Raw genomic sequence first — 17,268 nt, 5'->3', positions numbered from 1 at the left:
TTGTAGCAGTTGGTCAAGCAGTTCAGGTTGAAAGGTCATGTGTTTCTATCTCTGGTTCAGTAGTTCATTAGATCTCAACTTCTGACCTTTGACACACTTCAATTTACAATCCCCCAGCCGCAGTTCGGTCGGTGCTTGATACTCTGCCTCTTTCTTGAGGACAAAGGCTTGCTCAATTTTGAACTTGGCGATCGCCAGCGCCGGCGACCGGCTATCAAAGTTCTCCAGAATTACGACCCACGAATGATCAGCAAAAATCTGACCCGCCGACATGGGGTAAGTCGGTCCCTTCGGTACTGCCTGAATTTTGCATTGCAGTCCTGTGGTCTTCAGTCCAGTTGGAATGATGTTGCCTTTCCAAATAGCCGGATGCCCATTGTTGAATGTGCCCAACTCATCTTTGAGTATTGTTTTGAGCTTCTCTTCCAACTCGCTCAACTCTTGGCAAAGCTGTTCCTGGTTCATTCTTCAAACTCCAACGATTGAGACTCCCGCAGCTCCCCAGAGTCATCAATCGTGACCCACGTTGGCGCATCTTTATGCAGCTTCTGCCCTGTGCTGGGCAAGCCCCAATCGTGATTCACAATCGTATCTTTGAACGCATCACCCAAATCCTCAGCGGTGTCTCTGAAGGCTTGCTTAATATTCTCTGGCAGGTTCTCACCAGAGGTCATCTGGCTCACGTCGAAGTTATCGACGAATAGCGCCTCCATATCCGTCTCAGCAACCGTTACTTCTGTCCAGGGGCGTGCAGGCTTCTCCACACCTGCCAGGTCTGTCTCACCGTTGTGGACTGCCTCGGCGTGTTCTGCTGTCCAGGTGAAGATTGCTTTGTCAGGTTCGATTTTGGGAGCGTTCCAGGTCAGTTTCATGGGCGATCGCCACATCACATCGCCCTAGCGTTCCCGCTAATAGCACTTGTTCAAAGTCGTTTGTGCTGCCTGATTGCGGTCATACCCTGCGCTCTGAAGCTCATAATGCTTGATATCTGGGTTAGCGACTGCTGCATCTAACTCCTGTTCTGCACTCTCTTCTGCTGACTGAGCCTGACTGCAAGTCCAGGGATAACCCAGCCAATAGACCACACCGCCAACCAGAAACAACGCCACGAACGGCAGTGTGATTACGCCGATCTTCTCTCCAAGGCTTAACTTGTTCCAAATCTCCTGAGCTTCCTTCATGTCTTCGGCTGGTGTCTGAGCTGCCATCTTAAACCTCAAAAAATGCAGCTTCATCCTGGCACTGCACACCCACAGGCGAGATCCGAGAAATCGCTAGTTATTGCTGGCGATCGGGCGTAAACCAACCGACGATTGAAGTTCCCGCTTCTTTCTCAATTAGCCCTCCAATGCCATCACGTCCATAGGGAGGGTTGATGCTAATCAAAAGAAACTTTCCCGGTCTGCGGTTAAAGGTGAGTTCTGCCTCCATCTCTTCAACAATGGCAGACGGCAAAATCATCGGTTCAACGCAGTAACCTTTGAGGGCGACTGAATCGGCTTCGGCTCTAGGGTCTTGCTGTAGTGTTCGCACTATTCCAGGGTCAGTTGTGCTTTTGAGAAATGCATCTATCTTCCTGGGCTTATACACCGGCGCAGGCACGTTGCCAAACGCATCCGGCTCAGTGTCTTCGGTCAACACCTGAAAATAGAGAATTGCGTTCTCAAGTCCTAAAAATTCACTTCGCATACTCTTCCTACACTCAAACTTCAGTTGAAATCACGCTTCCTAGCCTGAGCAGTCCGTTTTGCAAAGCCCTTGAAGGAATCAACCATTTTGGTCGCTTTGGTAATAGCCTCTAAACTTTCCAACAAAACTAGCTGATTAACCTTCCTCAGTCGAGCAATCTGCGGCAGGTTTTTCCCTTGTCCACTGCACTGATACTGAAACCATCGCCGATCGGTTTCAACGGCAAAGTCAATGACCTCTTGTATATCTGGCTGCTGGTTCGGTTGACCAAATCGCTGAGCCAGCTCCGCGCTATACTCCTCAGCACGTCGCTGAGATTCTTCTTGCACCTCAGAGCCACAGGTTGCGTCAAATGCCTGTTTAAGCTCATCTTCAACCCAGGTCATTAATACGCCTCTAAATGAGTTGACTTCCTCAAGAATTGTTGATGCTTCAGATAGCCATTGCTGAGGGGGAATGGGAGTAAGTATGTCTAAATTTGTTTCATGAATCCACCGTGCCAAGGTGGTTATGACCATCATGACTGTCTGTGGATCTTTGCTTCTCTTCAACAGAGGTAAACCAATTCCTTCAGCTTCTTGAGTAGCTTGTTTCCAAAGCTCAAGTCGAACGTTGTAGGGAAGCTCTTTAATCATTCTCTGTCACCTCAAAATCTGTACAGTCTTCACCATTCCCATAAGGGTGAATGCCACAAACCAGGAAGTTACCGCCATACGATTCACCATGAAAGTTGCGGCAGCTTTGGCAGATGGCAGGGCATCGCTACACTCCGATCGCTGCAACTTCTTCAACTTCAAAAAATTCTGATTTGAGAATGAGTGCTTTTGGAATGGCGATCGCATACTGCCACTGGTCTTTCTCGACCGCCTTATCCCGGCTCAATTTGAGAGTCAGGTCATCCTCATCCACAACTACACCAGCAGTGCAAACCACCCTGGTATCAGGAATGTCAGCCGCTTTCACCTGCCCAGGATGAGCATGGGACACATTGCGCCAGAATACGACAGCAGTTCTCACGGGTCAGACTCCTTGGGGAAGTGAATACTCCCTCAATTATCCTTCCTCTGCCCCAGAGTGAGAATAAGGTCAATGATGATGAGAACCAGGCTGAGAGTGTTTATCAAAATCAGACAGGTGATCATTGCTCAGGCAGTAGGAAGCGGAGGGCGATTGCCTGAGATGCCCCAACCATGAACAAAAGTGCGATAGCAGCAAACATAATTACCTCTTGAATAAACCTGTTCGTTACTCATCCTGATCACTAAAAATCTTGAGCCAAAATCCAACCTTGCAGCCGGGGTTAGAGGATGCTACCTGAAATACAATTGAGAGAACTTGCTCAATTGCCATTGGTTCCTCTTCAGCCTGAATAACCACCGATGCTCCAGGAATTACAAAGCTAGGGCGGGAGCTGGGTAGTGTAACTGTTTGCTCTTGTTCGGGTTGTTCAGTCATTCTGACCTCACTCGTCATCAATTCTGGCTAAGAGTTCCCTATGCAAAGCCGGGAGGCTTGTTTGGAATGCGCGGTAGTTTTGTGGGGTCAAAATTGACTTTGAAAGCCTCTTCCAACAGCGGAGTACCACTTTCTTCTTTAAAGTCATCTGGTACCAAGTCAGAAACATGCAGCCCAGTATCTAACTGGTGCAGTGCTTCGTGCAGATTTTTATCACCTGGATGACGGGCGATCGCCTCTGTCAAATGTGCCCGAATCTCTTCTACCGTGCCGGACTCAACCAGAAAAAACTTATGCATAGTCGCTATCCTCAGTTCTATTGCGAATTTGGGCGATCGCGCCCTCAAACCACTGTTGTTGCTCCGGTGACAAATCCAGCCCAGTCACCCGAAAAATCCACTTCGCGTTCAGATCATCCAGTGAGACAGCAATCTCACGAATGACCTCCCTCAATAGCTCCAGGTCTTGCTGTCTGATGGCGTTACCCATCAACAGGGCAAGTTGACCCGATACCTCAACTCCTTCCAAGGGTTCCATAGCCATTACTCTCCGGTAACTCAATGTGTAGGGCTGTAGCGATGTCTTTCACCAGTTCAGCCTCCTGAATGGCAACGCCGCTGCTGGGGTCGCCGCCACCCCACTCCCATTCCAAAACATCGACCTTCTTGTAAGTCAGCCCATAGCTGCCGCTGCTGACCAAATTGCTCTTCTGAATTTTCAGTTGATCGAGTTGGTCAAGCTGCTCCTGAATTGTGTAGACGGTATCAGGGCTTTCCCGCTCTACCCGCTCCATTGAGATTCGCAGAATGTCTAAATACATTTGCTCCGCAGGCACTTTCAGGTGTTTGCGAAGGCGTTCTAGATCGGTTGGGGGTGTGATGTTCCAGGACATAACTCACTTTTGCCTCATGCTGCCTCAAGAGTTCCCTTGTTGAGAACCTTCGGATCAATGCGGCGATAGCGATACTGCACCGAACATCGGCAGTGCTGTCCACACTCACAGTTCACCCCCGGCATCACCACTTGATCAATCGGTAACCACTTTCCCTTAGTGCTGTAGGCAAGGCAGCTAGAGCAATGCCGTGCAGCCGGGTGCAGACTGCGCTTTGCCTCCTGAAACTTCTCCTCTTGTTTAGTGATCTGCTCTGCCCGATGAAAACTCACTACTGCTGAGTCGGCATACATCCCAGCTCGTGTGAGTGCCTGCCCTGGCGTAAGTTTGCCTGCTTTGAGATCACGGGCAAACCCATCTAGATATTCATACTGCTTCCGCAGTTGATAGCCCACCGCCCCATACTTCTTAGCATTGAGGTTCTGCACACCCCCCGAACCAAGGGCAGCAAGTCTGATATGGCTATCCTTCAATGACTGCGCCATCCTCACCTCCCACTCTGCCAGCGTGATTTTCTGCGCTGCCATGAGTCGGGTGTGCCCCTGGAGGCTGGCACGAGTGCGGGCTACCTCCCCGTCCACAAACCGCATCACCTCAGTTCGGGGGATAAACCGTTTGGTTGATTGGTCAATGTATTGCCCCGTTGCACTGCTATAGGCGATCGCTCGTTGCCCTCCAACCAGTTCAGTCATCGCCGTTGCCTCTGCTTAGGCGTGAGAAATGGTTTGAGGGAGCGGTCAGCAGTGGCGATCGCCCTGTCCAAATCGCCCTGAGTGGGTGTTGCTAGCTTCAGTAACTCCTCAAGCGGTAGTGGTTCACCTATAGGCTGAATCGGTTCTTCCATCTTCAAGACAGTTTGTAAGTTTGTTGCTCAATTCTTTCTGCTGCTGCCCTGATGAGTGCAGCACACAGAGTCTCTGGCAGCATCTCTTGAGCACACGACATAAAAGCATCCAAAAAATCAGCCCGGTCAGTTTCGCTCTTACGAATGTTTTGATCTTTTCGCAGTTGCGCTCGTCTGCCTAGCTCCAGAGCGATTTTTTGATCGATCAGTCCTTTAACTCGCTTTGCACCTGTTGCACGTCGAAACCAGTCTTGATCTGCTGCTTCACCCGTGGATGCCCTCTTGATTGCTGCGGCTTGCAATTGAGTTTTGATCGATGTTAAGTCAGCAAAGTTTTTCAGCTTATATTCTTTCAACTCGTCAATTGACATTCCTTCAAAGTCAATCGGGCTACCCTTTTCATCGGTCAAGACAAATTCTCTTTCGGGGTATTGCATTGTTTGTTCCTATGTTGAATGCGAGAGATATCTCGCAGTTGTATTTACAGCCAAATCAAAGAGACCCGTTTATCGCCACAGAGCGATCGCTGCAACTCCTCAAGACTGGGGTAAAGCTTGGGTTCTGCGCTCATGTCGCCATGCTGAATCACCACACAGCAATAGCCATTGGTGAATTCAACTCCTTCACCAATCTTGAAATGCTGCGCGGTCGTCTTGCGGGCCACAACCGTTAGGAGAATGGAGAACGGTTTCACGAGAATCCTCAAGCAAGTTCACCTGAAAGTTCCCTCAGTGGCGATAGTGGCAATTGCCAAAAAAATACCTACGACCGTTGAGCCGCAGGCAGATTAAGCGAATAAAAGAAAACGATGCCCTAGCATTCCCACTGGTGTTAGGCAGCAATCGCCAACCTCTCTTCCTCAATATCCTTATCACTGGCTAGAGGCTGCTCAGGCGGGGTCTTAACCTCAGTTGAAGGCGTTCCTTCAATCAGCTTCAACTCAGCCTCTACATCGGTTTCAATAGGCAACCATCGCCGCTGCAACAGCATAGTCAAACCGAGTCTATTGCTGATCTTCACGCCCATCGCATCCAGAATGATTTGAACTTCCTGCGGGTCAGGAGGCAGTTGCAGAATCTTCTCATTGACCTCAATTGAGCCACTGACCTTCTCTTTGGTGTAGTCAGTCCATAGCTCAAAGATTTGCTCCACAGAGCTAGCCTTGCGCCGCGCCATGCCCTTTAAAGTGGCTTGAGTTTGGGCAGTATCCAACACCACTTCTGTCGCCGTCTTCTGCCCCTCTCCCCCTGATAGGAAGGCGAGAGACACCCGATCCATCGCGTCCTCTAGCTTCACGATGTCGCCTTGGGTGGAGGCGATCGCGTTACCAGTTGGCTCAGCAAAGGAAAAGTCGCCATCAGTAGGCACATCAACAACTGAGTTGGGACCAATAATTAGCTTGGCTATTGGTTTGATCAAGTCTGCCAAGCTCTTGACCATTCCCTTGCGAACTGGAACTGGCAAGTTGCATTTGTGAAGTACCTCGTTGAGAGAACTGCGCTTCTGCAAGTGTTCAATGTTGAGTCGAGCCAAATTGAGGAATGGTGGTTGTGCTTGAAACAGCTTCGACTCAGAAATGCTGTACCAGACCAACGGAACGCGATTGAGTGTAGTTGTGCCTTCCTCTACTACATCTGCTCGCCACTTACCACCAGAATGCACCAACTCAAACACCTGAAAGCTACCTGGTTGCAGCACTCGATAAAACGTTTTCTCAGCCGTGCCAAACAGCCCCTCACGCACCAGCCGCCGTTCTCGAATGGTGACCAGGTTAATAAATGGCTTGCCCTGCCGATACTCCACATCCCAGTTGAGGATATCGCGACGATCGATCGCTACCAGATATGGACGCAGCTCAAACAGTGCCTCATCCGCTGCGGTTTGGATCTGCGAGTTACCCTCACCATCCACTGGTTCGGGGGAAAACTCTGTCAAAATTGCACAACCGCCGTCGCGCAACACCATCTCATCGACTTCAGTAAAAAAGGTCGTGAGGTCATTGCCCTGCTGGTCTATGTTGCGCTCATTGTCGTTGATGCTTTTGGCTACGTCTTGGGTCAGCACAAAATCACTGAGCAACCCCGCATGACCTTTCAGCGCTGGCTTAAAGCGTGAGTCAAACTGCGATCGCTTCAGCCGATTTTTGTATGCTTGCGGCGGCTCTGCATTCTCCTGCGGCAGATACCGCTCCTTGCAGTCCTTCAGCTCACTCCATACGTCCCAGACCAGCCCAAGTTCCTCCGCAACAGCGGCGAGCTGCGGATGGACAAAACTGGGTAAAGACGAATCGTTGGTGGGATGGTCAGATCTCATGCCCCAAAGTTCCCACGCAAAAAATCCCCTGCCAGTGACAGGGGATAAGCAAGAGATGAGGAGTTTAGGCTTCAGTGTAATGGCGATCTCGTAGAGATACCCACAAGAGGGTGCTGTTTGGTCAAAAGTCCTCGTCTCGGTTAGACATTGCTCTGAGCAACTTGTTTGGAATTGCTTCAGGCTCAGCCATATCCTTAAAAGTGATTAAACGCTCATAAATCGTTTTTCCCTCTGCATCAGTTTCCCCAGAGGAACGACTAAACCAAATAGCTGGATCAAACTTGTTGGCAGGCGATCGCCTGACATACTGCTTGCCACCCCACTCTACGATGGAGGCTCCGTATTGGTCAGATTGAATCACTGTTGCTCCGATACTCTCCCAATCGAAAAGCTTAAATGCCGAAAGTGGCTTTTGGTAATCGGGAGCAACTTTCGGAACTAGACGCTCTAAAGCATCTGCAATTCGCTGCATAGCCTGTAATTGTTGCTTGGAAATGGTAATCCATTGATTGTGGAATTCTGAATCGTTCACTCTTTAACTCCTTCTTGCGATCGCCCTACTCCAACGTTAAGGCGATCGCCATAAATTGAGTAATTGGTTATTGATTAACGAGTTCCAGCATCACGAGTTGAACCACTTGGTCCGCCGTTGTCAGGTGGTTGATACTGTTCGCCCTTGAGCTCATCGTCACTCTTCTGAGAGTCCCTAGCAACGGTGCAGATTCCTGCGGGACCAATATTGTATCCTTGAGGACAGCAATATCCGGCTGAATCACACACTTGCTGTATTTCCGGTTGAAGCGTAACCTGAGCTGCCGAAACTTGAGGTTGGGCAGTAAGCAATAAAAGCTCTAGCATTGATCTGTTCCTTTTCATGCAAGTGGATTGGACAACTAGCCGGGGGAAGCGGAAACTAACCCGGCTAGCCTGCGTTTTGAATGAAACTGAGACGCAGCCCTCAGCAATTTAACGACCCGATCCCCTATGTCTGTACATGGCTCCACCTCTGGAATTAAGCAGCGGAGTAGAGTTCCATTAATTGATCTAGTGGAGTCAGCAAAGACAATGCTGTGCCGCTCTTTTGCTGTAATTGGTTGAATCGATCGCAGTAAATCTGAGCTTCTTGCTCGTTTTGAAATACAGGTGTCTTGTGGTTAAAGAGGAAAACATTAACAATTGAAATCTCTCTAACTACTGCGTCAAATGCTCCTCTCGTTACAGTCCAGGTCATAATGAAATTTCCACTCCGTTGTGTGTTGGAAGTAGGAGCAGCGTAGATGTCAGAGTCGAGCGCTGTTTCCTGCTGTATAAAGTGTCTAAGGTGTCTTAGACATCTCCACTATCACCTCTAGCTTGATTAGTGTCAACACTAATCAAGTAGTAGAATTACTGAACTTTTATAAGTGGTGCGGCATGAGCGGTCTTGAAAAGACACCCGCAAGGGGTCGCTACTCCGAAAGTTGGAAATCCCTCAGCCACCGATTGAAGGAAGAGGCTGACTGGAAGTGTTCGCGCTGTGGCTGTCAGTGCCTACGCCCTGGTGAATACTCGCTCGATAGATTAGACCGCTCAAAGATTGGCAAGCGCACCTTGAACGTGCATCATGAAGACCGCGATCGCGCTAACGATGACGAGTTGAATTTAGTAGTTTTATGCCAACCCTGCCACCTCGCAGCGCACCGACCAGAACGTGTAGGAAAAGGGATTTGCAGCGGTCAGCTTTCCTTTGTGCGCCTAGTTCGGGGGGTATGGGTGGGTTGGCAGTAAAAAGCCCCTCATCAAGAGGGGCTGAGGTATGGAGCAAAAAATCAATTAGAGAATTCCGCTAAACAGTGCCCCTATTCCAAAGCCAATTGCTCCAATGGCAATTGAGCGCAACCATCCAGGTCGGAAAAATCGCTTTTCGCTAGGTAAAGCATTCTGAACCTCAGATTGAGTCTCTGCCACCTCATCTGCTGGCAACTGCGATGCTTTTATTGTTTCAACGACAGGCCCGACCTTGAGGAGTGGGCGATCGCCAAAAATTGTTCCATCAGGCTTTTGTTGCCAGCATCCAGGGGTAAATCTGTTTAAGGCTTCTACTGACCAGGCAAAATCCAAGGTGCTGCCTGACTGGGAGATAAAGTAGCGAGGGCGATCTCTGTCTTCACCAATATCAACGACAACTGCCAAAGACCCATAGTAGTTATGGATAAAATCAAACAACCCTTGCAGCAGGTGATCGGGCAGCTCTTCATAAATTAGACAGATAGAAGTTTCTCCGTCTGTTTCGATGTTGAAGGTATCGCTTTCTCGAACTGCTAGTAGTGATGTCATGACTTTAGCTACCTTACTTTCTGTTACTCGGATTGTCGAAATTCAACCCTAAAAACCCCAGCAACCCTCCGGGTTGATCTGAATCGCTAGAACTAGAAGGTTCAGACTTTTCGGTTCTATCAGGTTTATTATTACTCGGATTGTCGAAATTCAACCCCAAAAACCCTAGCAACCCTCCAGGTTGATCTGAATCGCTAGAGCTAGAGGGTTCTGACTTGGAGGTGTTTGAATTATCAGAATTTGAGGAAGTTCGCCTCTCACTTGAGTTCTCTGTGGATAGTCCAAGAAAGCCTAGCAGTCCACCGCCACCCCTTTTCTCAACATCCTCATGAACGATTCTTCTAGCTTCTTCAAGGCTCTTGCTAGCTCCATCTAGCTGCTTGTGAGCTTGCGATCGTCCCTTTTCTGTATCTTTGTCTGCTTGAAATTTAGCCCCTTCCATTAAATTTCCCGCATTGCTGACATAGGTTCCAAACCGCAGATCATCCTTTGATTTACCTGTGGAATTGAAGCCTTGTCTCTCCCTTCTTTCCTCCTTCAATTTCTCAAACTCACGGTTTCTGTAACGATCCGGTCGCTCATTTTCACCAGCCATAATTTTCTCCTGGGTAAAGAAGGGAGTCTAGGCTCCTTTCAATTGGTTGAACAATTACTTTTCGCGTTACACCGTTACTAGCGATTGCTCCTCACACCACACGCCGCCACTGTTGCCTCAAAACTCGCCTAGCTTCCTCAACTTCTTCATGTCGTGCTTAAATTGTCTGTCATTCAATGTCCCCCATTTGATCGAATTCCAATGGGTCTAGATTATCTGCTGTACCAGCTTGAGCTGGTGCAAGAGGCTGTTTCTGAGAACTTATGGGGGCGATCGCCTCCCGATGTTTAGCAAATACTGCCACAAGTAGAATCGTCCCTAAAGCTCCAACAAATAAAAGTTTCTTCATTGGTCTGACCTTTGACTTACTACTCCGATACCAGGCACGCCCAATGGAGTGCCATTTTCTGGGCTGACAACAACCTCTGCGTACTCAACAGGGTCGCTCACTGCAAACTCCAGGGGATAGATGTAAACCGGGGCATAAACGTCTTTCCCTTCATTCCCCAGGTGAACTGTTACCCCGTAATCGGCTTTGCATAATGGTTGTCCCACCGCTTCAAACAACTGCGCCAAAGTCAAAGAGCCGTTGTCGTAAGTTGTGATCCAGGTCAATTGCTCCCGGTCAATAGAAGCTGCGGGATTACGGATTTCTGAACACATATCGAGGATGTCGCGGGGCGATTCATCGGCGATCGCCGCTCCACCAGGAACGCTCCTAGAAATCGACTCAGCGACTGTATCGCAGCCCTCTTGATCAGGGTCGATAAAACACTCAACGGTAACACTGCCATTGCTTGAGCAGGCAATTAGCGTTGCTTGAAGCGTAAAAAGGAAAGTGACAATCGCTCCCTGTTTTACAGGATTATTTTTCAGAATTGCTCTGAGGTCGAACCGATTCCGACGCTTATGCGGCACATAAAACTTTCGTCTCTTGCTTTTCATAATCTCTACAAACGACTAAACTTATCCGCCTTTGACTCTTTCTTTGGAAGAGTTGGTTGAACGTTTTCAGGACTCTCTATTTCGGGGATGGGCACTAGCTGCGGCGACCCCTTGAGGGTATCTCTGTGAGATCGCACTTTAGAGGCTACTTCTGGTAATGGTTCAACCGCCTTGATCGTGCTAATTAGCTGCTGTTGAACATCCCCAACAGAACCGCTTTTAACCTGCTTCAACAGCACTAATAGCGCCATCTCATCAAAGTCTTCTAGCAGCTTCAACAGCAGCCCTCCACCAAGCTTGAGCGTTAGGTTTGTCGCTTCCTTTAAGTTGCTCAAACCCAGCTTCTCAGCAATTTGAAGGGCGATCGCCACTTGCTCAGCCTCGACATCAACCTTGGATTTGCAAGGTTGTCCATCCCCGTCTAATCCGGCTGGCATTAGACTTTCGCCCTAGATCTCCGGGGGCGACCATTAGTCTGAAATTCTGGGTTAGGAACTGCGATGACTGGCTCTAGTTCGGGGGGTGTTGCAGATCTCAAACCCTCCGGTGGAGCAATTGAAGCCAGAATCAGTTTGTGAGCGATCGCCCCTTTGTCATCGTCAATCGTCTCCTTCGCCATCTTCGACATCTGCGGTGCAGACGAACCGACGACTACTCGGAATGGCTCACAGCAACCTTCTAGATAGTTGATGGCGCAACTTTCACTATTGATCTCTCCCGGCAAGATTTCATAGTCCGCTGGCAGGTCAAGGTGAACGCTGGCAATCTTCGTAACCTTGGTTTCTAAGCCATTGTTGACCGCAATCTTGACAGTCGAGCTACCTGGGTCAACGGCATAAACTAAGCCATTACCCCCCGAACCAACAGCGCCCAAGACATTAGCAATCTGCGATTCTGGCAAGACCTTGATCCAGCCATCCTCATTCAACTCCTGATCCTCAGCCCAGACATTGGCGATCGGTGCTGCCCCACCACCAAACACAAGCTGATTGAGGTCATCTAACCAACCTTGCTTGCTTTGCCGCCAGTTCGTATCAGCCTGGTCTTTAAAGTTCTTCAGCCAGGGCTTAGCGCACCGCTGGTAGATCGATTCAAAATTGAAGCCGGTGTTGCCGTATTCAAATGTGCCGTCGCAAATCCCCTTATTGAGCAGAGCAAGCTTCGGGTCACGTCCGCTAATTGCCTGCATGAATGGTGAGCTGCGTTTCAACTCAGATTGAATCATTCCTAGCAACAGCTCTAGCCCATATTCGGGTGCAGAGCGGGAAGCCCAAGCAATCTGAGGTTTGCTGCCGTTCATATCCACGATGTAGCTGATCACGGTCGTGCGACCGCAATCGAAGAATGCTGCCGTCCCACCATGCTCGGTGTCCAGCAGATTCCTAGCGATCGCATACTGCACCAACCCTGAGCCCTCGGGCAATAGACGAAGCGAATCAATCTCAATCTTCATCTCAATGCTCTGGTCACCCACCTGCCTAAGCAGGCGATGCTCACCAACCAGCCGCTGAGTTAGGTCTTTCTCATACGGCTTTGGGTTGGGCAGGAAGGCAACCAGTTCCCTGATCGAAACTGCCACTGATTTAGCCATGATTTCCTCTTAATACCTCGCGTGAAGAGGTGGCGCGAGGTATGAACTCGTCTCACCTCTTGAGTGATAGGTTAACAGATTTGCTGCATAATGCAGCATAATGACTGCAAAATGCAGCATTTTTTAGGAGTGACGCAGCAGATGGCTAAAATTATTGGCAATAATGTTGTGAATATTGACCTAATGTCCCCAGAGCGAAGACTGTCTGTTCCGCTGCCTAAAAGCTTTATCGATCGATTGGAAGTGCTTGCCAAGCAGGAAGATCGTTCCACTGCGAAGCAGGCTGCTTACTGCCTCAAGCAGTGTATTTATCGCGCTATCGAAGAGGGCAAGGTTCCCCCGTTTGAGGAAGGGGAGGATCAGGAAGATTAAATGGGCGATCGCTCTAAAACCAGTGAGATCCAGTAAAATCAACGCCTAGAACAATTCGAGGTCAGGCGATGAACAAAGGCGAACTGGTGGATAGCGTCGCGGAGAAGGCAGGAGTCACCAAAAAGCAGGCAGATACGGTTCTAACTGCCACCTTTGAGGCGATTCAGGACGCAGTTGCGGCAGGCAACAAAGTAGTGCTGGTGGGCTTCGGCTCCTTCGAGAAGCGCGATCGCAAAGCTCGTGAAGGTCGCAATCCGAAGACTGGCGAAGTGATGGAAATTCCCGCTACAACCGTCCCAGCCTTCACGGCTGGTAAGCTGTTCAAGGAAAAAGTCTCAGGTAATGGCACCGAAGCTTAAGCTCAGTGTCAGCGATATAGCTCCTCAAGCCCTCAGGAGAGGGCTTTTGTTTTGAGCAAGATAACTTTTGCACTAAAGCACTATTGCACTAAAGCAAATTTGAACTAAGCTACTAAAGTAATTTAACTCCTTACCTCTTTTGAGGTAATCCACTCATGGGACAGCATGAAGCTCCGACTCTTGTTCCGTTGGGTCTTGCAGGAGGGCAGGGCAAAAGCACTGTTGCTCTTATAACGGGTCGAATTCTTGCGAGATGTGGCATCCCAGTATTGTTTGTGGATGCTGATCCTCAAGCAAGCTTGACCGCTTTCTTGGGCGTTGACCCTGGCGATCGCCCCAGCTTAATTGATGTCTTCACCAAGCCGGAGAAGCGGTTGAAACTCCTCAACGCGATTCACACCGTTCCAGGGGATGACAACCTATTTCTGATTCCTGCCACAGAAGATCTAGAGAGTGCGAACCACTTCCTAGCCGCTTCTGGAAAGAGCGTACCACTGCTACGGAATCGACTCTATCAAGTTGGGGTCGATGGTATCTCGCCCGATGAGCGGGTCGTGAACAATTTTGGAATTGTCATTATCGACCCACCTCCAGAGCGATCGCACTTGGCGCTAACCTCTTTGGGATCTGGGAACGCCTGGGTTGTGCCAGCCGAGGCGAACGTTAAAGGGGTTCAGTCGCTAGTTCGAACTCTCCAACTAATCCAGGACTACCAGGCTGAATCTCCACAAGGTTTTCTGGCGGGAGTCATCCCGTTCAGAGGGAAGTGGGTTGGGTTGCACCCAACGGGCACGACCAAAAACAGCATGAAAGTTATGGAGGAGATAGCCGGCTCAGAAAAGATGTTGCCTCACCTGCTAGAGAGCGATGTCTACAAAAGAGCAATCAATGATCAAGTTCTGCCGCGAGATTTGGGGCAACCCGGTCTTGAATATCCCCTCATTACCCTGATTCAACGCATTAAACACTTACTCGGTCCCTACGCCGAGCAAATCCCCGCACAAGCTGAGGTAGCACTGAAATGAGTTTGTTAGACAAAATCAGGAAAGAAGCCCAAGAGCCTACTGTCAAGGTTTCTTCCAGACCTGACCCGTTGACCCAACCCCTTAGTGAAATGCCCAACCTAACTGTCGAAGCTGACCAGCAACAGGAAGCGGTAATTGCTCCAAAGCCAGCCTCACCTCCTCCAACCCTAGAGAACCAGTTAGCAGCATGGGAGGCGGAGCTGGCAACCTACCCAACTATCGCCGATAAGAAGGTTGGCGTTCGGCTAGAAACGGAAATCCTTGAGGAGATAGAGACGTTCTGCCGGAGCAACAAGATTACGCCCGAAACCCTTTTTGAAGCCTTCTACGTCACCTGCAAAGACAAAGATGGAACCATGCGGCAGGTCTTGAAAGAGGCTCGGTCTAGAGTGGAACGCCGCACGAAAGTCGGCAATATCAAGTCTCTCATGACCAAGACTAAAAACCTTTTAGGACTTAAGTAGTTAAGTAGTTTTGCACCATAGTACTATGGTGCAAAACTACTTATGCTTATTAGTTCATTGGTGCATTGTTGCTAATTCAATATAGATGTTTGGCTAAATTGAACAATGTCCTCAACTGTCCCCAATCAGGGCAGCAACACTCGGAACTTCACCCAGCCGTTGCTGCTTTCTGCGGTGATAGTGCCACCCAAAACTTCAGCTTGCTTCAGAGCGATCGCCAGCCCCAACCCACTTCCCCGATTGTCATTTCGCCCCCGATAGAAGCGTTCAAATAACCGCTCCAAGTTTTCGGCAGGAATGTCAGGGCTTGTATTAGCAACGGTAATGGCTATCGCTTTACCAGTCCGCTCCGTCGTCAGTTTAATCTTGCCGCCTGGAGCCGTGTATTTGCAGGCATTGAACAGGAGCTCAGACACAATCCCTTCAAGTAGGTTCGGGTCTGTCGAAATTTGTAAGTCGTCTGCTTCATTAACGATTTGCAGATTTGAGCGATCGCCTAGAGACTTATAAATTTGCACCTGTTCATCTAACCAGGCACCCAACGACACTGGTTGATACCTGACTTCGCTGAGATTTAGCTCAAGCTCCTGAACCTTCAAGATGCTGACAACCAGAGCAGTAAGCTGCTCACACTCCTGATCCAACAGATTTAGTAAGTCTCCTACAGCCGCTGCACCATTAAGCTTCTGTTGAATCAGGTCGATCGCCAATCTCATGTGGGTGATGTGCCCCTTCATCGCATGGGAGGCTTTATCGAAGAAGTCGTTCTTTACCGCACTCTGCTGCTGAATTGAGGTTCGTTGAACTAGTGCCTGCCGGCGCATTGCCATTGCGATAACGATGGCGATCGCCTCCGCTGCAAACCAGAAACAGCGACTAGCGGAAGCCCCACCATGAGAGCCGATGGCGATCGCCAACCCCACCGAAAACAAGCCACCCCGCAAATCATCAGCCCACGCTCCAGCCACAATCACCCAATAGAGCAAGCTAAACGGGTAAGCCTCCAAGCCCAGAGGTTGTTTCAGGGCAACGGCAACAGCAGTCAGGGCAATGATTAACCCATAGCGGAACAGTAAACTTCTCATGATTTAGACCGTGAGCGATAGAGGCTTTGGTGATTGCTCTGGGCGTGTAATTCGGCTTTCTCGTGAATTACCTTCTCCCAAACAATCTCGTCAGCGTGCTTCATCAATAGTTCTTGAGCGATATCAGCGCTGATGAGTCGGGCATGGTAGTCGGGCGGTGCATAGACCCGCACGCCAATGAAATCGACAAAATAAGCCCGCTCAACACGAACTTCAATTGATTTTGTGCGCGAATCTGGGAGGCGCGCCACTTTAACCACCGCAAAAATATGCGATGGTGTCGGATGGCTGGCAGAGGCAAATGCGAGCTTCCAAGATGGGTCAACACTTCCCTCACTAGTGGTTCTGCGTTTTCGAGAGCTGGCAGAGACTGCCCGTCTAAGTTGGTCGCAGGTAATGAGAAGGTCATATCGCTGCTGGTAGGCAGGGATAAATCGGTAGGTTGCGACGGCTCCGGTGACGTTTCGCTCAAGTCTGTGGAGGGTTCCAAATTTGGTTGTCCAGGTCTTGATGACTCGGATTCCTGGTCGCTGTTGTTGGATTCCGAGAAGTCGTTCGATCCAACGTCTGAATCTTTTCCACCATTCATTCATCACTGCTCCGATGTCGTGTCGGCTGCCAGATATCGACCTACAGCCCGTGCAGACACCGCCTTAGCCGCCTTTGGATCGACCCTTGCTAAATATACGCAAGCGATCGCAAACCCAATCTCAAACACGGTCGGCGTTTTTCGCTCCAGCCAACCACGCCCAACCCAGGCACCGATAAATAGGGTGAGGGCGATCGCCGCTATCTCTAACCCCAGCCGTTGAGCGCGAAGTTCTTCCGCTGACTTCGACTGGCGGTTGGGGCAATCCGTAGGGCAGTTCGGGGGGGATAAATCTTGCTCAGGAACTTGAGGCTCAGACATGGCAACAGCCAATTGAGTACGCCTAGAAGTTCCCACGCGCAAGGAGTTGAGGATTTGATGTTAAAGATTAGGGCGATCGCCGCAAGCGTTTGGAATTCTCCTGTTTGAAACAGGAATAAAGTTAAGGGTTAGGGGCTGAGGCGATCGCTCCAAGTGTGAGCTGGATAAAGTTGCATCAGCATTCCAACAGGAGCACGACAAACTACTCCCTTCCGGTAGTCTGCCACCTTGGCTTTATCGAATTACGTTGGGTATGTAAATAGATCTGTGTCAAAGATCTAAATTTAGAGAGGAAAGCGGTCATCATACATAATTGCAAACTGATTTAGAGCAGGTCTCCAGTCTCGAATCGGCATCGTCCATTTTTTGGAAATATTCTGGATGGCTAGGTAAATGACTTTGAAGGCTGATTC

Annotated in this window: 32 protein-coding genes and 1 pseudogene; 5 read left to right on the top strand and 28 right to left on the bottom strand. The window is 49.5% G+C overall.

The annotated features are described in order from the left end of the window. Nucleotides 1-45 precede the first annotated feature (45 nt). From H6G00_RS05190 to H6G00_RS05105, 18 genes are all read right to left on the bottom strand, one after another. Complete coding sequence (locus H6G00_RS05190; protein ID WP_190795914.1) at nt 46-465, bottom strand: hypothetical protein; 420 nt, start codon at nt 463-465, stop codon at nt 46-48. Further along, nucleotides 462-872 (bottom strand): hypothetical protein, encoded by a 411-nt coding sequence (locus tag H6G00_RS05185; RefSeq protein WP_190795913.1) that lies wholly within the window; start codon nt 870-872, stop codon nt 462-464. Before H6G00_RS05185 ends, H6G00_RS05190 begins: the two co-directional genes overlap by 4 nt. Before the next feature lie 36 nt (nt 873-908). Further along, complete coding sequence (locus H6G00_RS05180; protein ID WP_190795912.1) at nt 909-1,208, bottom strand: hypothetical protein; 300 nt, start codon at nt 1,206-1,208, stop codon at nt 909-911. Between the two features lie 70 nt (nt 1,209-1,278). Continuing rightward, the gene (locus H6G00_RS05175; protein ID WP_190795911.1) at nt 1,279-1,689 is read right to left on the bottom strand and encodes a hypothetical protein; all 411 of its coding nucleotides are present in this window, start codon (nt 1,687-1,689) and stop codon (nt 1,279-1,281) included. A gap of 20 nt (nt 1,690-1,709) precedes the next feature. Then, on the bottom strand, nt 1,710-2,324 hold the full coding sequence (locus H6G00_RS05170) for a hypothetical protein (RefSeq protein WP_190795910.1): 615 nt from the start codon (nt 2,322-2,324) through the stop codon (nt 1,710-1,712). A gap of 127 nt (nt 2,325-2,451) precedes the next feature. Beyond that, entirely contained in the window at nt 2,452-2,706 is a 255-nt protein-coding gene (locus H6G00_RS05165) for a hypothetical protein (RefSeq protein ID WP_190795909.1), read from the bottom strand. A 228-nt stretch (nt 2,707-2,934) separates the two neighbouring features. Further along, entirely contained in the window at nt 2,935-3,144 is a 210-nt protein-coding gene (locus H6G00_RS05160) for a hypothetical protein (RefSeq protein WP_190795908.1), read from the bottom strand. Between the two features lie 38 nt (nt 3,145-3,182). Continuing rightward, nucleotides 3,183-3,443 carry a hypothetical protein gene (locus H6G00_RS05155; RefSeq protein WP_190795907.1) on the bottom strand — a complete coding sequence of 87 codons (261 nt, stop codon included), beginning with the start codon at nt 3,441-3,443 and terminating at the stop codon, nt 3,183-3,185. Continuing rightward, nucleotides 3,436-3,681 (bottom strand): hypothetical protein, encoded by a 246-nt coding sequence (locus tag H6G00_RS05150; RefSeq protein ID WP_190795906.1) that lies wholly within the window; start codon nt 3,679-3,681, stop codon nt 3,436-3,438. Before H6G00_RS05150 ends, H6G00_RS05155 begins: the two co-directional genes overlap by 8 nt. After that, a complete protein-coding gene (locus H6G00_RS05145) occupies nt 3,659-4,036 on the bottom strand; it encodes a hypothetical protein (protein WP_190795905.1) in 378 nt (125 codons plus the stop codon). The genes H6G00_RS05150 and H6G00_RS05145 overlap by 23 nt, the downstream gene beginning before the upstream one ends. Nucleotides 4,037-4,050: 14 nt before the next feature. After that, on the bottom strand, nt 4,051-4,728 hold the full coding sequence (locus tag H6G00_RS05140) for a hypothetical protein (RefSeq protein WP_190795904.1): 678 nt from the start codon (nt 4,726-4,728) through the stop codon (nt 4,051-4,053). Beyond that, entirely contained in the window at nt 4,725-4,880 is a 156-nt protein-coding gene (locus H6G00_RS05135; protein WP_190795903.1) for a hypothetical protein, read from the bottom strand. The genes H6G00_RS05140 and H6G00_RS05135 overlap by 4 nt, the downstream gene beginning before the upstream one ends. Before the next feature lie 2 nt (nt 4,881-4,882). Beyond that, complete coding sequence (locus H6G00_RS05130; RefSeq protein WP_190795902.1) at nt 4,883-5,317, bottom strand: hypothetical protein; 435 nt, start codon at nt 5,315-5,317, stop codon at nt 4,883-4,885. A 44-nt stretch (nt 5,318-5,361) separates the two neighbouring features. Further along, the gene (locus H6G00_RS05125) at nt 5,362-5,574 is read right to left on the bottom strand and encodes a hypothetical protein (RefSeq protein WP_190795901.1); all 213 of its coding nucleotides are present in this window, start codon (nt 5,572-5,574) and stop codon (nt 5,362-5,364) included. A gap of 137 nt (nt 5,575-5,711) precedes the next feature. Beyond that, nucleotides 5,712-7,193, bottom strand: a complete 1,482-nt coding sequence (locus H6G00_RS05120) for a DUF4055 domain-containing protein (RefSeq protein ID WP_190795900.1) — start codon at nt 7,191-7,193, stop codon at nt 5,712-5,714. Between the two features lie 121 nt (nt 7,194-7,314). Next, on the bottom strand, nt 7,315-7,725 hold the full coding sequence (locus H6G00_RS05115) for a single-stranded DNA-binding protein (protein WP_347278151.1): 411 nt from the start codon (nt 7,723-7,725) through the stop codon (nt 7,315-7,317). A 74-nt stretch (nt 7,726-7,799) separates the two neighbouring features. Beyond that, nucleotides 7,800-8,051, bottom strand: coding sequence for a hypothetical protein (locus H6G00_RS05110; protein WP_190795899.1), 252 nt, complete (start codon nt 8,049-8,051; stop codon nt 7,800-7,802). A 154-nt stretch (nt 8,052-8,205) separates the two neighbouring features. Next, nucleotides 8,206-8,424, bottom strand: coding sequence for a hypothetical protein (locus H6G00_RS05105; protein ID WP_190795898.1), 219 nt, complete (start codon nt 8,422-8,424; stop codon nt 8,206-8,208). A 182-nt stretch (nt 8,425-8,606) separates the two neighbouring features. On the opposite strand from H6G00_RS05105, the gene H6G00_RS05100 reads away from it, so the two are divergent. Continuing rightward, nucleotides 8,607-8,960 (top strand): HNH endonuclease signature motif containing protein, encoded by a 354-nt coding sequence (locus tag H6G00_RS05100; RefSeq protein WP_190795897.1) that lies wholly within the window; start codon nt 8,607-8,609, stop codon nt 8,958-8,960. Between the two features lie 45 nt (nt 8,961-9,005). On the opposite strand, the gene H6G00_RS05095 is transcribed toward H6G00_RS05100, so the two are convergent. The 6 genes from H6G00_RS05095 to H6G00_RS05070 all read right to left on the bottom strand — a co-directional run bounded on the left by H6G00_RS05095 (nt 9,006) and on the right by H6G00_RS05070 (nt 12,640). Beyond that, a complete protein-coding gene (locus tag H6G00_RS05095; RefSeq protein WP_190795896.1) occupies nt 9,006-9,509 on the bottom strand; it encodes a hypothetical protein in 504 nt (167 codons plus the stop codon). A 13-nt stretch (nt 9,510-9,522) separates the two neighbouring features. Beyond that, nucleotides 9,523-10,104, bottom strand: a complete 582-nt coding sequence (locus H6G00_RS05090; RefSeq protein ID WP_190795895.1) for a hypothetical protein — start codon at nt 10,102-10,104, stop codon at nt 9,523-9,525. Between the two features lie 169 nt (nt 10,105-10,273). Continuing rightward, entirely contained in the window at nt 10,274-10,453 is a 180-nt protein-coding gene (locus tag H6G00_RS05085; protein ID WP_190795894.1) for a hypothetical protein, read from the bottom strand. Next, entirely contained in the window at nt 10,450-11,049 is a 600-nt protein-coding gene (locus H6G00_RS05080; RefSeq protein WP_190795893.1) for a hypothetical protein, read from the bottom strand. Before H6G00_RS05080 ends, H6G00_RS05085 begins: the two co-directional genes overlap by 4 nt. 5 nt (nt 11,050-11,054) lie before the next feature. Continuing rightward, on the bottom strand, nt 11,055-11,486 hold the full coding sequence (locus tag H6G00_RS05075) for a hypothetical protein (protein WP_190795892.1): 432 nt from the start codon (nt 11,484-11,486) through the stop codon (nt 11,055-11,057). Further along, nucleotides 11,486-12,640: a hypothetical protein gene (locus H6G00_RS05070; protein ID WP_190795891.1), complete on the bottom strand. Its 1,155-nt coding sequence runs from the start codon at nt 12,638-12,640 to the stop codon at nt 11,486-11,488. Before H6G00_RS05070 ends, H6G00_RS05075 begins: the two co-directional genes overlap by 1 nt. A gap of 141 nt (nt 12,641-12,781) precedes the next feature. On the opposite strand from H6G00_RS05070, the gene H6G00_RS05065 reads away from it, so the two are divergent. The 4 genes from H6G00_RS05065 (at nt 12,782) to H6G00_RS05050 (ending at nt 14,860) form a co-directional block, all read left to right on the top strand. Continuing rightward, on the top strand, nt 12,782-13,012 hold the full coding sequence (locus H6G00_RS05065; protein ID WP_190795890.1) for a hypothetical protein: 231 nt from the start codon (nt 12,782-12,784) through the stop codon (nt 13,010-13,012). Between the two features lie 68 nt (nt 13,013-13,080). Continuing rightward, complete coding sequence (locus tag H6G00_RS05060) at nt 13,081-13,371, top strand: HU family DNA-binding protein (protein WP_190795889.1); 291 nt, start codon at nt 13,081-13,083, stop codon at nt 13,369-13,371. A gap of 155 nt (nt 13,372-13,526) precedes the next feature. Further along, nucleotides 13,527-14,396, top strand: a complete 870-nt coding sequence (locus H6G00_RS05055) for a ParA family protein (RefSeq protein WP_190795888.1) — start codon at nt 13,527-13,529, stop codon at nt 14,394-14,396. Beyond that, nucleotides 14,393-14,860, top strand: a complete 468-nt coding sequence (locus H6G00_RS05050; RefSeq protein WP_190795887.1) for a hypothetical protein — start codon at nt 14,393-14,395, stop codon at nt 14,858-14,860. The genes H6G00_RS05055 and H6G00_RS05050 overlap by 4 nt, the downstream gene beginning before the upstream one ends. A 125-nt stretch (nt 14,861-14,985) precedes the next feature. Here the strand turns inward: H6G00_RS05050 and H6G00_RS05045 are convergent, their stop codons facing one another. The 4 genes and pseudogenes from H6G00_RS05045 to H6G00_RS35220 form a co-directional block, all read right to left on the bottom strand. Beyond that, nucleotides 14,986-15,945, bottom strand: a complete 960-nt coding sequence (locus H6G00_RS05045; protein ID WP_190795886.1) for a HAMP domain-containing sensor histidine kinase — start codon at nt 15,943-15,945, stop codon at nt 14,986-14,988. Further along, nucleotides 15,942-16,538: a hypothetical protein gene (locus H6G00_RS05040; protein ID WP_190795885.1), complete on the bottom strand. Its 597-nt coding sequence runs from the start codon at nt 16,536-16,538 to the stop codon at nt 15,942-15,944. The genes H6G00_RS05045 and H6G00_RS05040 overlap by 4 nt, the downstream gene beginning before the upstream one ends. Continuing rightward, the gene (locus H6G00_RS05035; RefSeq protein ID WP_190795884.1) at nt 16,538-16,855 is read right to left on the bottom strand and encodes a hypothetical protein; all 318 of its coding nucleotides are present in this window, start codon (nt 16,853-16,855) and stop codon (nt 16,538-16,540) included. The genes H6G00_RS05040 and H6G00_RS05035 overlap by 1 nt, the downstream gene beginning before the upstream one ends. Before the next feature lie 284 nt (nt 16,856-17,139). Then, nucleotides 17,140-17,268, bottom strand: a pseudogene (locus H6G00_RS35220) (IS256 family transposase); the annotation flags it as partial.

Source organism: Leptolyngbya sp. FACHB-541 (genome assembly GCF_014695875.1).
Taxonomy (GTDB): Bacteria; Cyanobacteriota; Cyanobacteriia; order Elainellales; family Elainellaceae; genus JAAUTN01.
This window is presented reverse-complemented; position numbering and strand designations above follow the sequence as displayed.

Bases quoted from the DNA above. Each gene is read 5' to 3' on its own strand.
- H6G00_RS05145 (WP_190795905.1), bottom strand. From the start codon at position 4,036: ATGTCCTGGAACATCACACCCCCAACCGATCTAGAACGCCTTCGCAAA.
- H6G00_RS05060 (WP_190795889.1), top strand. From the start codon at position 13,081: ATGAACAAAGGCGAACTGGTGGATAGCGTCGCGGAGAAGGCAGGAGTC.
- H6G00_RS05170 (WP_190795910.1), bottom strand. From the start codon at position 2,324: ATGATTAAAGAGCTTCCCTACAACGTTCGACTTGAGCTTTGGAAACAA.
- H6G00_RS05065 (WP_190795890.1), top strand. From the start codon at position 12,782: ATGGCTAAAATTATTGGCAATAATGTTGTGAATATTGACCTAATGTCC.
- H6G00_RS05095 (WP_190795896.1), bottom strand. From the start codon at position 9,509: ATGACATCACTACTAGCAGTTCGAGAAAGCGATACCTTCAACATCGAA.
- H6G00_RS05090 (WP_190795895.1), bottom strand. From the start codon at position 10,104: ATGGCTGGTGAAAATGAGCGACCGGATCGTTACAGAAACCGTGAGTTT.
- H6G00_RS05070 (WP_190795891.1), bottom strand. From the start codon at position 12,640: ATGGCTAAATCAGTGGCAGTTTCGATCAGGGAACTGGTTGCCTTCCTG.
- H6G00_RS05080 (WP_190795893.1), bottom strand. From the start codon at position 11,049: ATGAAAAGCAAGAGACGAAAGTTTTATGTGCCGCATAAGCGTCGGAAT.
- H6G00_RS05180 (WP_190795912.1), bottom strand. From the start codon at position 1,208: ATGGCAGCTCAGACACCAGCCGAAGACATGAAGGAAGCTCAGGAGATT.
- H6G00_RS05175 (WP_190795911.1), bottom strand. From the start codon at position 1,689: ATGCGAAGTGAATTTTTAGGACTTGAGAACGCAATTCTCTATTTTCAG.
- H6G00_RS05075 (WP_190795892.1), bottom strand. From the start codon at position 11,486: ATGCCAGCCGGATTAGACGGGGATGGACAACCTTGCAAATCCAAGGTT.
- H6G00_RS05130 (WP_190795902.1), bottom strand. From the start codon at position 5,317: ATGCAATACCCCGAAAGAGAATTTGTCTTGACCGATGAAAAGGGTAGC.
- H6G00_RS05035 (WP_190795884.1), bottom strand. From the start codon at position 16,855: ATGTCTGAGCCTCAAGTTCCTGAGCAAGATTTATCCCCCCCGAACTGC.
- H6G00_RS05160 (WP_190795908.1), bottom strand. From the start codon at position 3,144: ATGACTGAACAACCCGAACAAGAGCAAACAGTTACACTACCCAGCTCC.
- H6G00_RS05105 (WP_190795898.1), bottom strand. From the start codon at position 8,424: ATGACCTGGACTGTAACGAGAGGAGCATTTGACGCAGTAGTTAGAGAG.
- H6G00_RS05150 (WP_190795906.1), bottom strand. From the start codon at position 3,681: ATGGAACCCTTGGAAGGAGTTGAGGTATCGGGTCAACTTGCCCTGTTG.
- H6G00_RS05140 (WP_190795904.1), bottom strand. From the start codon at position 4,728: ATGACTGAACTGGTTGGAGGGCAACGAGCGATCGCCTATAGCAGTGCA.
- H6G00_RS05135 (WP_190795903.1), bottom strand. From the start codon at position 4,880: ATGGAAGAACCGATTCAGCCTATAGGTGAACCACTACCGCTTGAGGAG.
- H6G00_RS05085 (WP_190795894.1), bottom strand. From the start codon at position 10,453: ATGAAGAAACTTTTATTTGTTGGAGCTTTAGGGACGATTCTACTTGTG.
- H6G00_RS05120 (WP_190795900.1), bottom strand. From the start codon at position 7,193: ATGAGATCTGACCATCCCACCAACGATTCGTCTTTACCCAGTTTTGTC.
- H6G00_RS05055 (WP_190795888.1), top strand. From the start codon at position 13,527: ATGGGACAGCATGAAGCTCCGACTCTTGTTCCGTTGGGTCTTGCAGGA.
- H6G00_RS05155 (WP_190795907.1), bottom strand. From the start codon at position 3,443: ATGCATAAGTTTTTTCTGGTTGAGTCCGGCACGGTAGAAGAGATTCGG.
- H6G00_RS05190 (WP_190795914.1), bottom strand. From the start codon at position 465: ATGAACCAGGAACAGCTTTGCCAAGAGTTGAGCGAGTTGGAAGAGAAG.
- H6G00_RS05100 (WP_190795897.1), top strand. From the start codon at position 8,607: ATGAGCGGTCTTGAAAAGACACCCGCAAGGGGTCGCTACTCCGAAAGT.
- H6G00_RS05050 (WP_190795887.1), top strand. From the start codon at position 14,393: ATGAGTTTGTTAGACAAAATCAGGAAAGAAGCCCAAGAGCCTACTGTC.
- H6G00_RS05040 (WP_190795885.1), bottom strand. From the start codon at position 16,538: ATGAATGAATGGTGGAAAAGATTCAGACGTTGGATCGAACGACTTCTC.
- H6G00_RS05185 (WP_190795913.1), bottom strand. From the start codon at position 872: ATGAAACTGACCTGGAACGCTCCCAAAATCGAACCTGACAAAGCAATC.
- H6G00_RS05045 (WP_190795886.1), bottom strand. From the start codon at position 15,945: ATGAGAAGTTTACTGTTCCGCTATGGGTTAATCATTGCCCTGACTGCT.
- H6G00_RS05110 (WP_190795899.1), bottom strand. From the start codon at position 8,051: ATGCTAGAGCTTTTATTGCTTACTGCCCAACCTCAAGTTTCGGCAGCT.